We start from the raw sequence: 14269 nt of genomic DNA on the forward strand, positions 1-14269 counted from the left end.
CATCATGGCGCAGAAGACGCAACTGCAGCAGTTCTACATACCCGAAGAGCAGTCGATCTACCTGCTCAGCCATGATGATGCCAAAAAGCTCAAAGACTGGGTGGCGCTCTGCGCCGCCCAGCTCCGCCAACTCGGCTATCAGGACATAGAGCTGATTGGCAAGGGTGCGTACGGCTTTGTATTCTCAGGCCGCCTGCCAGGCACCGCAGTCGGGGGCCCGGAACACGTCTTCAAATTCACCCGTATCAACCTGCCCCGGCATCTTCAGGACCGGCTTGAAGATGAAGCCTACATTCTGGAGCAGGTCCGCCACCCCAGGGTGCCACGGCTGATTTCCTACCAAAGAGCCAATAACCAGCCGATTCTGGTGATGGAGCGTGCTGCCGGATTAAATCTGGAAGAGGTTTCCCTGCGTGATGGTCGTCTGAAACCAGGGCTCATCATGCGCATCGCGGACCAGCTGGCCGACATCCTGCGTAATCTGCGGCGCGAAAATGGACCGGCCGGCAGGCCAATCGTTCATGGCGATATCAAACCTTCCAATCTGGTCTTCGACGCCAGCACTGAAAACATTGCCCTGATTGACTGGGGCTCCTCCGTGTTTGCTCAGTTGGACGCCAACCAGCAATTCATCACCGCCAACGTGATGGAGCTGATGTCCGACAACCTCCAGCAAACAAACGCACGGCTCGGGGATGTGTATTTTATCGGCGAGGAACAGCTCAACGGCGGGCTGTCGTCTCCCCGTTTCGATGAACAGGGAGCAGCCGGCACGCTCTATGCCCTGGCGTCAGCCCAATCCTGCCGTTTTGGCCATCGGGCCATCCCGGCCACCTCACTGGGCCTGCCCATGGAATTCGCGCGCATGCTGGATGGCATGCTGTCACCGGATCCGGACACTCGCCGCAAGGCCGGCGATTACTATCTGACAGAGATGCCGCGTATGGCCCGCACGGTGATGATCGATCTGCCGGAAAAACCGGTCGCGGCCCAGGTACCCGTGTGGGTGCGTGCCTCTGACCAGGAAATTGACACCGTGGTTTACAGCTCGCGTAAATCCTTTCTCAGGGAGGAAGGCGCACCGGAAACCCTCAACGACGTCAACGATGTGCAGCTAGACCGCTACTACAAGAATTTCATGCAGGGCATGGGCGAAACCGAAAAGGCGTTTCTGGCCGCCGTTAGCCGGCTCGGGCGCTACCCGGTAGAAGGTGGACTGGCGGTGCGCTGGGAAACCGATGGCATCTACATCGACACTTCCCTGAATCTGCACGATCCGGCATTGAAGTCGGCGTTTGTGCAGGCCGTCAACAATATGGTCTACCTGGCCCAGGCGATTTATCGCAAGGGGATTTTCAAAAGCTGTCTGTTTAACGCCCGGAACACTCTGCACATTGATCGCGAAGAACCCGACCAGCCGTTTCTGGTGTCGCCGGACATGAAACTGCATTACGAGGTCAGTGCCGCACCAGAGGTGGAGGACGAAAGTCGCGTTCACTCCTACTTCGAAGACGGGCCGGATCCGGAGGAATTTCTCGTTCTTCCTGAGACCATCATCCGTTCGCTGGAGGCACTGAACAGTATTCACCACACGGGCATGATCATCTTCGAAGCCCTGCCCCGCCATCTCAAAATCCATAGCCACTATCGGCTACTGGATCCTGAGCAAGAATCGGAGTTCAGCCGGTTGCTGGATGAAATTCTCTCGGCAGTCGAACAGATAACCGGCCTCGGCGTATCAGGCTTTATGAAGATGCCTTACAAGGACACCCGGTTCTTCCCTCACATCGAGCGACTTCCCGAACGCTACTACCCGCGTAATCCAAGGACTGAGCATGCCTCTACCTGAGGCAAAACACAGCTTCAGTTTTGAGAAACCGTGCCGTTACCTGTTAAAACAAATTAATAGAAGGACTACGCTTTGGCTTCCTCTTTTCTCGAATCCGTAGAACGAAAATTAGGTGTCCCGGGCAAGCTATTGATAGCACCCGTTTTTGTTCTTCTCCTCTTCGCCTCTGTTACCTTTTTCAGTGTCTACGAATTTAAGCAGTTGGATCAGCGGATGAACACTGTTGCCCGAGAACTTGCGCCAGAAACGGCCATTGGAACTGAGTCGGTCATCAGCGTTTATCGAATGCGCCTTCGGGTATTCGATTACTTTTCCACGGGCAACGAGGAAACGCTGGAACGGTTTGATGAGATGGAAACGGATTTCAGAGCCGTCATGGCCAAAGCTCAGGAGGACATTCAGGAGCCCGAGCGAGCGAGCCTTGTTGATCGGATTGAAGATACAACCAATCAGTACATTGATGCTTTCAGGAGCGAATTGGTTCCGGCAAAACGTCAGGTACTCAGCATTATCTCTGAACAGCTGGATGTGCACGGACCTAACGCAACAAAAGCCCTCAGGCTTGCATTAAATGGTGTTGCCAACCGTGAGCCAGACAGCGAACTGAGAGCCGGTCTGGAGCAACTCCTTAACGATGCGTTGATCATGCGGATGACTGCCGAGCGGTACCTGGCAACTGGCGACGAGGATTCGCAAAAAGCCCTCGGTTGGGCCATTGAAGATCTGTCTGACGCCCTCGAACTGATTGATGCCGAGAATGGTCCCGAATTTGTTCAGGTGTACCTGAATACCGTCGTTGAGGAACTCGAAGCCTATCGGTCCGCTGTTCAGGAGATGCTCCAGCAACAGAGTATTCTTGTGGACGTGAAATCCAAAAAATTGGACGTTCTTGGACCGAAAATCGCGAGCATGTCCAGAGAGCTTGAAGCAAGTATATTTGCCTCCCTGGACAAAGAGGCCGATGAGGCAACCGCCGAAACGGAGCTTGCTTTGACATTTACCCTGGCAGCTTTCCTGATCTCTGCGGTACTCGGATTGATTGTTGCCATTGTGATGAGCCGTTTGATGGGCAACAGCGTGAAACGCGCCAAGACTGAAATTCTCGGTTACCTCGATGACATCGCCAATAACAACGGCAACCTCTCCACCCGACTCACTCCGGGCCGTCCCGATGAGATCGGTGACTTCATCGACGCAGTCAACACCTTCCTGCAAACGCTCGAGGAAACGATTTCCCGAATTGTGACGGCGTCTCGCCAACTGACCGGCGAGTCCGAATCACTTTCCGGTATCACAGAGCGTACAACCGCCAATTCGGAGCAACAGCGCGACCAGATCACGCAGGTGTCTGCCGCCATGCAGGAAATGGTGTCCACCTCCGAAGAGATCGCCTCAAACACCAGCGAAACTGACGAATCGGCCCGTAAGGCCTCATCGCTTGCGGATTCCGGACAAGAAACCGTTGGCTCTGCCATTCGGGCGGTTACCAACCTCGCCAATCAGGTTGAGAAGGGGTCTACCCGGATCCAACAACTGGAGAACGAATCGGCCGAAATCGGCAATGTGCTGGCTGTTATCCAGAGCATTGCTGAGCAAACGAATCTCCTTGCGCTCAATGCCGCCATTGAGGCGGCTCGAGCCGGTGACGCCGGGCGGGGATTTGCCGTGGTTGCCGATGAAGTTCGAGGACTGGCCAAGCGCGTTCAGGAATCAACCGTCGATATCGAGCGGATTGTGTCCCAGCTCCAGAGTGGCGCGGCCGGCGCAGTAGTGGACATGAGCAAGGCCAAGCAGATGGCCGAAGAGGCCAGCGAGGAGGCAAGCAAGTCGGGCGAAGCCTTGACGGATATTCTCGCGGCGGTTAACAGCATCGTTGAAATGACCACCCAGATTGCAAGCGCGACCGAGCAACAGCGAGCGACCGCCGCGGAGATGACCCAGAATGTGGAAATAAGCAGTGGCGCAATTGAGGAACTGGCCGGAGACATTTCCCAGGTGAATCAGTCAAGCCGCTCTCTGGCGAACATGGCTGATGAATTGAATACGCTCGTGCGACGCTTCAGGGCCAGTGAATCCTGAACACACAATGGTTGCAGATGTTAACCAATTCACGAGAGCGCAGATGATTACCTGATACCTTTGGGTTTCAAGTTACACAATGTAACCGGAAACGGACTGCCCGGAGGTATCCCGCCATGACGCGCTCTCAATCACCCAGGAGGCAAGGCGTTCGCGGCCCTGTCATTGCCATGCTGACAGCGGCTGCCTGCCTCGGCACTGCTCAAGCCGCCGAACCCGAAAAAGTCATTTTCGCCGCCGAAAATGCACTTTACGGTGCCGGTCATGATATCGGACGCGCGGATGGCTGGATTGATGAGCAACTCCGAGCTGCCATACGCGCCTATCAAGCTCAAAATGGGCTGCAAACCAACGGCAACCTGGATACGGCAACACTGAAAGCGCTCGGCGTGACCAAAACATCCAGCGCAACCATCACTGCAAATTCAGTCGGCAGTCGAAAGGCGTCAGTGGCACAGCTCGGTTTGTCCCTCCCCGAGCCAGCTCCCAATACCCCGACCATTGCCAGGGCTGAACCAAAGCCTGCGCCAGAACCTACCCCGGACCCCATTCAAAAATCTTCCGAACAGGGCGAGCCAACAACTTCGCTCGATGCCGAACCTGTTAAAAACCAGATAGTTACTGAGGGAACTTCGAAAGGTAATGAAGTTAAGCCACAAGAAAAAGTGGCGGAAGCAGCCCCGAAAACACCCGAACCGGTGGCTTCAGAGCCCCCTGCTCCAACTTCAGCTCCAACTTCAGCTCCAGCTCCCGCACCGGAACCTGCGGTCGCCGAGGAAACAACACCAGAAGCCACCAAAGAACCAGACCCGGTGCTGGCCCAGCTCCCTGCAGAGCCCACCAGTGCGGGACCTGCCGAGCCGAAAGCAGCGGATACGAAGAAAGCCCAGCCAATCGAGGGAGAAACCACTGCATCGACAAATTCCGCGGTTGCCGATAATTCCCATAGCACCGGCGGCGGGTTTTTCAGCGTCTTATTCGATTTCTTTTTTGGCTGGCTGGTGTGAACGTCAGCTCTGCAACCGGTCTTTAAAGACTTTCCAGTCAATCACGTTGCCGTCGGAATCGAAGTGGACGTATCCGCGGAAGCTCGGGTCATCTTCCCAGGCCTTCACAAAGCCTACGGTTTCACCGGAGTCTGAGACGATCTCAAAGGCTTCGCTGCGGGCATTGGCAATGTCTTTATCAGGCTCGGTATCTGAACGCTTGAGGCTTACTGAGGAGTCTAAGGGCAAATTGCTTTGAAGGAATTCCTGGATCATCGTCAAGCTCTCCTTTCAGGGTGAACCGGTGTGGTTCTGGAGGTAGCGTAACTATAGGACGATCCGCTAGAAGAGAATACAGATTCAGATCAATTTTCTTAGATTTTTTCGAGATAAAAGGGCTTTAAGAACAATGGGATATTTCATTCTTGTGACAGTCTGTAACCTTCTGGGCTGATTATTTTTCAACCAGTTCAGAAGGTTACCGAAAGCAGAGTCGATCAGTCACGAGGATCAGAATTTCCAGAACGGAGTGCTCAGTTTCTGTTCAACCAGTTCAGGGGAAAATCCCACATCGTTCAGCAACCGACGATCCATAGTCATCACAAGATGGATAAAGTTGCGCTTCATCCGCCAGCCTTTGTAAAGCGAAGCAGCTCTTTTCATTTCATTACTCCTTGGTCAACCCAGAATATTGGTCTCCGAAAACCGGGACCTTGTTTAATTAGGGTCCTATTCTAAGCTTGACGAGGAGCTTTCTGAATACTTGGAAACCCCTATAAACAGGGGCTCCAAGCATTATTGGGTGTCAGAATTGTGTACTTTTGATGGCAGTCTTATGACGCCTTGGCGTTTGAAAGTAACACTTGGTAAAGGTCATCTTTCAGCTGTGCGCGTTTCTGCTTCATGCGGTGGAGTTTGTCATCACCGATGGGAGAATCCCTCTTTTCCAGCCCTTCAATTTCGTGGTCGAGATGCGTGTACTCCTGAAGCTTTTCGTTGAACTTGAGATCATTGTTCTTGAGTTCCTGAATCAGTTCTCGGTACTGCGGGAATTCTACGTGAAGCTCATGGCTGGAAATGCCCATCGTATTCCTCTCCTCTTCTTTGCAGAGTGTTGATCAAGGCTGATCACCTTCAGCATAGACGAGCGTGCCAGTTTCTGGGCGTCTTTGACAAATCGCTAATTACGCACGACGTTGCATGGGTATAGCATGGTAGTACGTTATCCAGTTACGCCTCGGGACACTTGCGAATGACCTTTGCACGAATTACCGGCACCGGTTCCTACCTGCCTGAAAACATCGTTACCAACAAAGACCTCGAGAAAATGGTCGACACCACCGACCAGTGGATTCGCGAGCGCACGGGAATCGAAAGACGTCACATTGCCGTCGAAGGCCAGACCACAGTGGATCTTGCTGAGCAGGCTGCAAGGAATGCCATTGATGCCGCGGGCATCAATGCACAGGACATCGATCTGATCGTGTTTGCCACCTCCACCCCGGACAAGATTTTTCCGAGTTCCGCATGCATCCTGCAGGCGCGTCTTGGCATCCATGGCTGCCCCGCGTTCGACATACAGGCGGTATGCAGCGGATTTGTATACGCCCTCGCAACAGCCGAAAAGTTCATCAAGACCGGAAGCAGCAAGAAGGCCCTGGTTATCGGCGCCGAGGTGTTCTCCCGCATCATTAACTGGGAAGACCGTGGTACGTGTGTCTTGTTCGGCGATGGTGCCGGCGCGGTGATCCTGGAGGCCGACGAAGAAACCGGCATCCTTTCCACCCATATCCATGCCGATGGCCAGTATGCCGATTTGCTGCACGTTCCCTGCGGTATTGCCGATGGCTACGACCAGGTCAAGGCCGGGCGAGCATTTGTGGAAATGAAAGGCAACGAAGTGTTCAAGGTAGCGGTCAACACCTTGGGCAAGATCGTTGATGAAACCCTGGCAGCCAACCAGATGCAGAAATCCGAGATCGACTGGCTGGTTCCGCACCAGGCCAACCTTAGAATCATCTCGGCCACGGCAAAGAAACTGAACATGTCCATGGATCAGGTTGTCGTAACGGTTAATGAGCACGGCAACACGTCCGCTGCATCTATCCCCCTCGCCCTTGATGTAGCTGTGCGAGATGGGCGGATCAAACGCAACGAGGTGCTTCTCCTTGAGGCATTTGGTGGCGGATTCACCTGGGGCTCTGCACTGCTCCGTTACTGATCGGCCAGCTTTCCGATCGCCACTCGCATTGAACCAGAGACGGGCCTCAGCTTTTGTTGAAGCCCGTTTTTTCATTGTGTTTACCGCACCCTGTCAGATAGACTGTATTTTTATACAGTACCAATAACGCTCACTGCGAGGAATAACCATGGCAGTACAAGCAGTCTACTTTTCTGATAGGGACGGCCTGGATATGGCACTGAAAAATCCTGAGACGATGCTGTTCACTTCAAAAGCCGAAGCCGACGCCCGGGACAAAGTGCTCGAACTGGCGGAGGAAATTCAGGTATTCCTTGGCCGCAAGGTTGAAGGCCTGGGCGACGACCTGGCCGAACGCTGTGCCATGGCGATAGCGGAGGACAAAGACCTGTTCCAGAAAGCTCTCAAGAAGCCCGAGCTGCTGAACGCAGAACAGGAATAGCAGGACAGGGGCGGCGCGGCCGCCCTCCTCTCATGCCACGGCTACCCAGCTGCCATTGTCGTAACGCGCTACGCCCTGACCAGACATCCGATGCAAACTGACCCACTGGTTCTCCACCAGAGCCGCCACATCTGGCTGGCGACGTAACACGGATTCAATCCGATCTTCCGGCGCATCAATCAGAACAGTAAGACGAACCGGTTCGTGGCGCCAATGCGTGCCATCGTGAACGGACTGCAGCGGCAGGCCAATTCTCAAACGTGGGTTATTACCTTCGACAACGCCGACGTTGCCGCCAACCACGGAGTGCAGGAGCTTGTTACCCGAGCCATACACTTCGGGAACCGTTACCGAAGCAAAGTACTGAAGGTTGATCCAGTTGGCGACGATCATCGGTGCCGCCAGCAAAGCCTCCAGAAGATCGCCATCTTCGTCCAGAGTCGGATCGTAATCGTGCAGGAATACGCGGCCGGACAGGTTGCAGCCCCGGGTCTTGCTGCGCTTCGCGAAGATGATTGCCGCGTTATTGGCCAGCCCCCACTCCGGACGAACCTCTGACCAGTCCCGGGTCCGGGTTTCCATGGCCTGCTTGAGGTTATCGTCGTCCAACCCGTTCAATTTCAGCGGCGTTGCCCGCTCTTTTCGAGCCCGGATGCCGGCTGTTTCGAATCCGGCTTCCAAATCTGCCAGGTGCTGCATGTGCGAATCCGGGATAAGATGGCGATCAGCAATCGTTACCGTGTCCGTCGCTGTGCAGTGCTCGGCAGCGACCGCCCAGGTGAAGTCCGGAATTCTGATACCTTCGTCGGCAAGCCCCGCCCTGACCTGTGGATCATTGACCAGGCTTGCTGCAAGCCGGGCGTTCACGCCGCCGCTCTGGCCGCCACATGCACCACAGTCGAGACCAGCCTGGTTCGGGTTGTTATCGGTATGACTGCCATGGCCAACCAGTACCAGCAAAGGGGCGAAACCACTGGTCAGAGACATCCCCCGGAGCATATTGGCCGCCAGCGCAACCCTCTCTGCATCAGAGAGCGGATCGCCTCCGTGGCTGTGGACCAGGCGCCCCTCTACACTTTGGTCAGGGCGGGTTTTGTGGCCCTTTTTCAAAGTATCTTTCACCAGTTTCCAGGCCCAGGCCAAACCGGTGGTCTCAACCAGTGTGAACGTCGACAAGCTGGTGTACTTCGCCTTTCTGACTGATTCACGGGCGATCTCTCTCTGATCGAGAGAGCGATTCACTGCCAGATCCTCTCGCAGGCTGCCCTTGGTATCAATCAACCGGAAAGACGCGGGCAACAGGCCCGGCAGTCGGCGGGCCGGGGCAAGCGGTCCGTGTTGCTGATGATCGATTGGCATTCCGAAAAAACCGGCGAATCCGAGTGTCTGCACGTCGGGGCACACTGCTTCAAGGTGGCGTCGCATCACTTCGGAGCGAACATCGATACAGAAAACCGCCTGGGCTGCGGGAATGCCACGCCCGGAGTCTGGCAACGCCTGCTTGAGCGGCGCAGATTCAAGTGCCTGCCACAAGGTGCGCTGGTAACCAATCTCGAAGGCACGCTGCCACACCCACAGCCTGCTGCGGTCATCGTAGTCGCCCCTGCGACTCGCGCGGGCTCTCTGCCTCTGCCACTCTGCTTTCTGTGCCGTCGAGGCGAAGGCTACCCCTGCGGACTCCCAGACCAGCATGATCGCCAGAATGTCCTCACACCGATCGGATGAACGCCCCTCAAGGCCTGCCCGCCAGTCTTCTCCGCGACACCAGGAGGCCCAGCCGTTCACTCTCAACAACAGGCTATGGCACAGCGCTTCCAACTCATCTCCACGAGCGCCGATCCGACTCAGCGCCTCCTGTACTGCCTGATCCCTGCCGTCCGGAACCGTCTTGAAGAACGCACGGCCCCCTTTCAACCCGGTCGTAAAATCAAGCGCCAGATCCTGCCTGACTGATTCAAGCCAAAAACCGAACACCCCCCCATTGGCCTGGTTGCCCGAAACGGACCATCGGCTCTGGCGCTGATCGAAAAAGGCGCCGCAAACGCGAGAAACCTGGTCGCAAACGATGTCAGTCAGAACACCGGCCTCCTCGTGGGCATTCGCAACCGTAAAGGTATCCAGAATGGAACCGCGCAGTGGCGCAGTTATGGCCCCCTTTCGACCCAGCCAATCAAGGTACCAGGCGGTATTCCGCTCATCGCCGCGCTCCGCAATACTTGCCCTCAGATCGTCTTCCCGAATCCGTCCACCTTCCCAGGCTTCCCGGTAAAACTCGGTCGGCATAAGCATACTGAAACCCGCGCGCTCGTTGAGCACCTGATCAACCCGCGGGGCCGGAAAATGTCTCAGCCCCCAGAACGGATTCACCGCTATCCACTGATCGAGAGGCCAAACAGGAGCGATCAGGTCGCAGGCCTGTTTAACCGGTTTACGCCAGTCATCGCTCAGCCACTGCAGTTCCGGTAACGGGGCGCTTACATCGCTCATGATCTCTCCTCCAGTCTGAACGGATGATGCGGAACCCTGCGGAACATGGCCGGCACCTTCAAAGCCTCCGCCGCCAGGAAGCGGGTCAACCGATCAAAGGGCAGTTCCAGGTAAAGCCCCTGACGAAAATGAACGCTCAGAGCACGGGTGGCCGGGAAGCGAGCACCGAATACAATCATCAAAGAGCACACGGCGAGCAGCGTAACCAGAGTGGCGCCCGTTCCCAGAGCAATGCCGGGGATGGCAAACCCTTCCTGCTCGGGAACGGCCGGGCCGATGAGAAGATGCAACAATGAGTACAGCGGAACCAGGAGCACTGCCAGTCCTGCAAGCTTCAGCTTCACCGCTTTGGTTGCTCCGGCCGGGATGCCCATGGAGGCTGCTGATACCGCCAGCACCAGCAATGCTCCGAAAACCGGATTGTTTTCCACGATCCACGGGAACTGAACCAGGATCGCCGCCGCCAACAGGCCGGTAAGCCCGGCCCAGGAGAGCCGGTTGGCAGAGGGAGATTCGGGAAAACGCGTTGCTGCCGACACGGCCACCGTGCGACCGGAAGCCAGGAACGAATGCGCCTTGTACAGCGAATGGGCCAGTAGATGCAGCAGTGCCAGTGTGTAGGCCCCCATGCCGATTTCGAACAGCATAAAGCCCATCTGAGCACAGGTTGACCAGGCAAGGGCATGTTTGACCGAGTACTGGGTCATCATGGTGAGAACCGCAACGACCGCCGTCATGCCGCCGATCACGAGCAGAATCATGTGGCCGGCCGTAAAGCCGTCGAACACCGGGAATAAACGAAGCCAGAGGAAACCGCCAAGATTGATAACCCCGGCATGGAGCAGCGCAGACACGGGCGTGGGAGCCTCCATAACGCGGATGAGCCAGCCGTGAAAGGGAATCTGGGCGCACTTGAGAACCGCCGCCAGAGCCAGAACCACCGAGGCAACTGTCAGCGCTGTTGAGCCACCGGCTTGGGCGCCCTCATTCTGGATCATGTCTGGCAGGTAAAAGGTGCCGTAGTGCAGGTAGAGCGCCACCACACCCGAGACCACCAGCGCATCTCCAACCCGGCTGACGATGAACTTCTGCACCGCCGCCATTCGCGCCTGGGGCCGGTCCTGATAGAGGGTGAGCAAATGATGCAGGGCCAGACTGACACCAATCCAGGCGCCTGCCAGAATCAGCAGATGGTTGGTAAACACCAGTACCAGAACAGAGGCAACCGTCACCAGAAACCAGGGAAGAAAACGGTCACGGCCAGGGTCCTGGCTGAGGTAGTTGTCTGCAAACCGAAGAATGACCCAGCCAATAAACGCCACCATCGTGGCCATCCAGACCGCTATCCCGTCTGGATACAGGCCGAAGCGCCCACCCAGGGTAGCCAAACGATTGCTGTCGCCTCCTGTAAAGGGCTGAATCAGGAGGAGGATTCCCATCACGACCGAAACGGCCATGGAGGCCAACAATGCCCACCCGGCAAGTCGCCAACAGTGGTTCACTTTCAGTGGATTCTTCAGCCAGCCAGTCAACCCGGCAAGCAGGAAGAGACCAACCGGCAGCAGCAGCCAGAGTGCGAGGATCGAGAGCAATGAAAATTCGGCGATTGGATTCATACTTGCAAACCTCCTGATTGCAAGTACTTTGCCGATCCTCATCACATATAAAAAATGGTTTATACTTATCAGATCATTCGTTTTTAGAGAACGAAATCACATGAAGCTGAATTACCATCACCTTTACTACTTCTGGAAGGTCGCGCGAACCGGCCACCTGACGCGGGCAGCGGATTCGCTGCATATTTCCCAGTCGGCGCTGTCGGGTCAGATACGCAAGCTGGAAGACAGCCTGGGACACGACCTCTTCATTCGCGAGGGGCGGCGTCTCAAGCTGTCTGAAGCCGGGAGAATGGCATTCTCCTACGCCGAGGAGATCTTCCGCCAGGGTGAGGAACTGACGGCATTATTCGCCTCCGGCGCTCAACCAAACCGCGAGATACTCCGGATCGGGGCGGTGGCCACCCTCTCCCGTAACTTCCAGGAAGGCTTTCTGCAGCCGCTGTTGAACCGGGAAGACCTTGAGCTGAGCCTGCAGAGTAGCCACATGGATGAGCTGCTAAGACGCCTCTCGGCGCATCGGCTGGACCTGATCCTCGCAAACCAGGCGGTACAGGGAGATGAACAGAATCCCTGGCGGTCACGGCTGATTGCCAAACAGCCGGTCAGCATCATCGGACCACGGGGAATAGACGTTCAGGGCGATTTTGTCGACGTACTGCGTGGCCGGAGTCTGATTGTGCCGGGCCCCGACAACAACATACGCCAGGCCTTCGACCAGTTGTGCGAGTATCACAGGCTGCGTCCCAACATCGCCGCCGAGGTGGATGACATGGCGATGATGCGACTTCTCACCCGGGATACCGGTCATTTCGCCATCATGCCTCCGGTGGTCGTGCGCGACGAAATGAAGAGCGGAACCCTTGCAGACTACGGCGCCCTGCCAGGTGTCTTCGAGGAGTTCTATGCCATCAGCATCCGGCGCCAGTTCGAGACGCCGGCACTCAGGGAGCTGCTATCCCAGACTGAGGAAAATTACCTGACCCGGACGCCGATTGGTCATTCTGACTAGCCCGAGTGGCGAAAAATGTCATCCATAAGGCTGACTTACATCCGTATACTGAAGCGGAAAGACCACAATAATAACGCCGGACATATGATCATGAGCCAAGCCAGCCTGCGAGAACACCCGTCCATTCTGATTATCGGTAGCGGTTTTGGTGGTCTGGGCATGGCCATCAAACTGAAACTGGCCGGGTTCAATAACCTGACCCTGCTGGAAAAAGCCGACCGGGTTGGAGGTACCTGGCGTGATAATACCTACCCCGGTGCCGCCTGCGATGTGCAATCGCACTTTTATTCATACTCCTTCGAACCCAAGCACGACTGGTCGCGGAAATTCGGCTTGCAGCGCGAAATACTCGGCTATATGGAGCACTGCGTTCAGAAATATCGCCTGGGCAGTCACATCCGGTTTAACTCCGAGGTGCAGGAAGCCGCGTTTAACGACCAAACAAATCAATGGTCGGTGACACTCGCAAACGGTGAGCAGCTGACCGCCAATGTACTCATCACCGCCACCGGACAGCTCAATCAACCTGCCTGGCCAAAACTGAAGGGCCTGGACCGTTTCCAGGGCAAGATGTTCCATTCAGCCCGTTGGGATCATGATTACGACCTGTCCGATAAACGGGTGGCGGTCATTGGCACTGGCGCGAGTGCCATTCAGTTTGTTCCGGAGATTGCATCGAAGGTAAAGCAGCTGGACCTGTTTCAGCGCTCAGCGGCCTGGGTCCTGCCCAAGCCGGATCGGCCCTTCAAGCGCTGGGAGCAGACGCTGTTTCAGAAAGTGCCGGCCTGGGATCGCCTCTATCGGTACCTTATTTACTGGAAAAACGAGAGTCGCGCCCTCGCTTTCACCAAATTCAGCGGCCTTCTCGAGTATTACGCGAACATGGCGAAACGGGAGGCCAGAAAACAGGTCACAGATCCCGCCAAGCTGAAAAAGATCATTCCGGACTACAAGATCGGCTGCAAACGGATTCTGATTTCCAACGACTGGTATCCGGCCATCAACCGGCCGAATGTGAACCTGATCACCGACCCTATTGACCACATTGACGAGTCCGGCGTCATTACGCACGAAGGACACTACCATGAAGTGGACGCCATAATCTGCGGCACTGGTTTTCGGGCCTCGGAGTTCCTGTCACCCATCCGGATAACAGGCCGGGGCGGAAAGACCCTGAACGAGGCCTGGCAGAATGGCGCTGTCGCGTTCAAAGGAATCACCGTCAGCGGCTTTCCCAACATGTTCATGCTCTATGGGCCCAACACCAACCTGGCCCATAACTCGATCCTTTATATGCTCGAGTCCCAGTTTCGCTACGTTCTGGAATGTCTGGAGGCACTCGAAAAGTACCCTGACTCCGCCATGGACGTCCGACAAGACCGGCAGGACCGTTTCACCCATGTGGTTCAACAGGGCCTGGAAGACACGGTCTGGAGCTCCGGCTGCACCTCCTGGTACCTCGATGAGCATGGGCGCAATACCATCAACTGGCCGGGATTCACCTTCACCTACCGGTTCGCCACCCGCCGGGTAGACACCGCTGATTACCAGTTTCTTTACCCCGGCCAGACCGCGGGGTAATCGCGTGAAAGCCTTTT

The 14269-nt window shown here is 56.0% G+C and carries 12 protein-coding genes; 7 read left to right on the forward strand and 5 right to left on the reverse strand.

The genetic code is table 11. The features are described from left to right. Positions 1-4: 4 nt before the first annotated feature. The 3 genes from EDB94_RS12880 to EDB94_RS12890 all read left to right on the forward strand — a co-directional run bounded on the left by EDB94_RS12880 (position 5) and on the right by EDB94_RS12890 (position 4935). Positions 5-1849: a protein kinase domain-containing protein gene (locus EDB94_RS12880; protein ID WP_108018947.1), complete on the forward strand. Its 1845-nt coding sequence runs from the start codon at positions 5-7 to the stop codon at positions 1847-1849. Between the two features lie 213 nt (positions 1850-2062). Then, positions 2063-3928, forward strand: a complete 1866-nt coding sequence (locus EDB94_RS12885) for a methyl-accepting chemotaxis protein (protein ID WP_260312588.1) — start codon at positions 2063-2065, stop codon at positions 3926-3928. 116 nt (positions 3929-4044) lie between these two features. After that, a complete protein-coding gene (locus EDB94_RS12890; RefSeq protein WP_260312589.1) occupies positions 4045-4935 on the forward strand; it encodes a peptidoglycan-binding domain-containing protein in 891 nt (296 codons plus the stop codon). A gap of 3 nt (positions 4936-4938) precedes the next feature. On the opposite strand, the gene EDB94_RS12895 is transcribed toward EDB94_RS12890, so the two are convergent. The 3 genes from EDB94_RS12895 to EDB94_RS12900 all read right to left on the reverse strand — a co-directional run bounded on the left by EDB94_RS12895 (position 4939) and on the right by EDB94_RS12900 (position 5999). Beyond that, positions 4939-5190 carry a hypothetical protein gene (locus EDB94_RS12895; protein ID WP_008171147.1) on the reverse strand — a complete coding sequence of 84 codons (252 nt, stop codon included), beginning with the start codon at positions 5188-5190 and terminating at the stop codon, positions 4939-4941. A 234-nt stretch (positions 5191-5424) separates the two neighbouring features. Then, positions 5425-5577, reverse strand: coding sequence for a hypothetical protein (locus tag EDB94_RS20720; protein WP_008171150.1), 153 nt, complete (start codon positions 5575-5577; stop codon positions 5425-5427). Between the two features lie 170 nt (positions 5578-5747). After that, positions 5748-5999 carry a YdcH family protein gene (locus tag EDB94_RS12900; protein ID WP_008171152.1) on the reverse strand — a complete coding sequence of 84 codons (252 nt, stop codon included), beginning with the start codon at positions 5997-5999 and terminating at the stop codon, positions 5748-5750. Positions 6000-6166: 167 nt separating this feature from the next. On the opposite strand from EDB94_RS12900, the gene EDB94_RS12905 reads away from it, so the two are divergent. Both EDB94_RS12905 and EDB94_RS12910 read left to right on the forward strand, forming a co-directional pair. After that, complete coding sequence (locus EDB94_RS12905) at positions 6167-7135, forward strand: beta-ketoacyl-ACP synthase III (protein WP_092032703.1); 969 nt, start codon at positions 6167-6169, stop codon at positions 7133-7135. 148 nt (positions 7136-7283) lie between these two features. Then, positions 7284-7556, forward strand: coding sequence for a YebG family protein (locus tag EDB94_RS12910; protein ID WP_008171158.1), 273 nt, complete (start codon positions 7284-7286; stop codon positions 7554-7556). Between the two features lie 30 nt (positions 7557-7586). Here EDB94_RS12910 and EDB94_RS12915 read toward each other — a convergent pair whose 3' ends face one another. Next, entirely contained in the window at positions 7587-10043 is a 2457-nt protein-coding gene (locus tag EDB94_RS12915; RefSeq protein ID WP_108018945.1) for a YbcC family protein, read from the reverse strand. Continuing rightward, positions 10040-11659 carry an NADH-quinone oxidoreductase subunit L gene (locus EDB94_RS12920; protein WP_108018944.1) on the reverse strand — a complete coding sequence of 540 codons (1620 nt, stop codon included), beginning with the start codon at positions 11657-11659 and terminating at the stop codon, positions 10040-10042. The genes EDB94_RS12915 and EDB94_RS12920 overlap by 4 nt, the downstream gene beginning before the upstream one ends. Before the next feature lie 100 nt (positions 11660-11759). Here EDB94_RS12920 and EDB94_RS12925 point away from each other — a divergent pair, with 100 nt between their 5' ends. Both EDB94_RS12925 and EDB94_RS12930 read left to right on the forward strand, forming a co-directional pair. Next, positions 11760-12671: a LysR family transcriptional regulator gene (locus EDB94_RS12925; RefSeq protein ID WP_108018943.1), complete on the forward strand. Its 912-nt coding sequence runs from the start codon at positions 11760-11762 to the stop codon at positions 12669-12671. 84 nt (positions 12672-12755) lie between these two features. Continuing rightward, positions 12756-14252: an NAD(P)/FAD-dependent oxidoreductase gene (locus tag EDB94_RS12930; protein WP_108018942.1), complete on the forward strand. Its 1497-nt coding sequence runs from the start codon at positions 12756-12758 to the stop codon at positions 14250-14252. The last annotated feature ends 17 nt before the right edge of the window (positions 14253-14269 follow it).

The sequence above is a fragment of the Marinobacter sp. 3-2 genome (assembly GCF_003751355.1).
GTDB classification, from domain to species: Bacteria; Pseudomonadota; Gammaproteobacteria; order Pseudomonadales; family Oleiphilaceae; genus Marinobacter; species Marinobacter adhaerens.

Coding starts and splice junctions, on each gene's coding strand:
- EDB94_RS12880 (WP_108018947.1), top strand. CDS start 5: ATGGCGCAGAAGACGCAACTGCAGCAGTTCTACATACCCGAAGAGCAG.
- EDB94_RS12885 (WP_260312588.1), top strand. CDS start 2,063: ATGAACACTGTTGCCCGAGAACTTGCGCCAGAAACGGCCATTGGAACT.
- EDB94_RS12890 (WP_260312589.1), top strand. CDS start 4,045: ATGACGCGCTCTCAATCACCCAGGAGGCAAGGCGTTCGCGGCCCTGTC.
- EDB94_RS12895 (WP_008171147.1), bottom strand. CDS start 5,190: ATGATCCAGGAATTCCTTCAAAGCAATTTGCCCTTAGACTCCTCAGTA.
- EDB94_RS20720 (WP_008171150.1), bottom strand. CDS start 5,577: ATGAAAAGAGCTGCTTCGCTTTACAAAGGCTGGCGGATGAAGCGCAAC.
- EDB94_RS12900 (WP_008171152.1), bottom strand. CDS start 5,999: ATGGGCATTTCCAGCCATGAGCTTCACGTAGAATTCCCGCAGTACCGA.
- EDB94_RS12905 (WP_092032703.1), top strand. CDS start 6,167: ATGACCTTTGCACGAATTACCGGCACCGGTTCCTACCTGCCTGAAAAC.
- EDB94_RS12910 (WP_008171158.1), top strand. CDS start 7,284: ATGGCAGTACAAGCAGTCTACTTTTCTGATAGGGACGGCCTGGATATG.
- EDB94_RS12915 (WP_108018945.1), bottom strand. CDS start 10,043: ATGAGCGATGTAAGCGCCCCGTTACCGGAACTGCAGTGGCTGAGCGAT.
- EDB94_RS12920 (WP_108018944.1), bottom strand. CDS start 11,659: ATGAATCCAATCGCCGAATTTTCATTGCTCTCGATCCTCGCACTCTGG.
- EDB94_RS12925 (WP_108018943.1), top strand. CDS start 11,760: ATGAAGCTGAATTACCATCACCTTTACTACTTCTGGAAGGTCGCGCGA.
- EDB94_RS12930 (WP_108018942.1), top strand. CDS start 12,756: ATGATCATGAGCCAAGCCAGCCTGCGAGAACACCCGTCCATTCTGATT.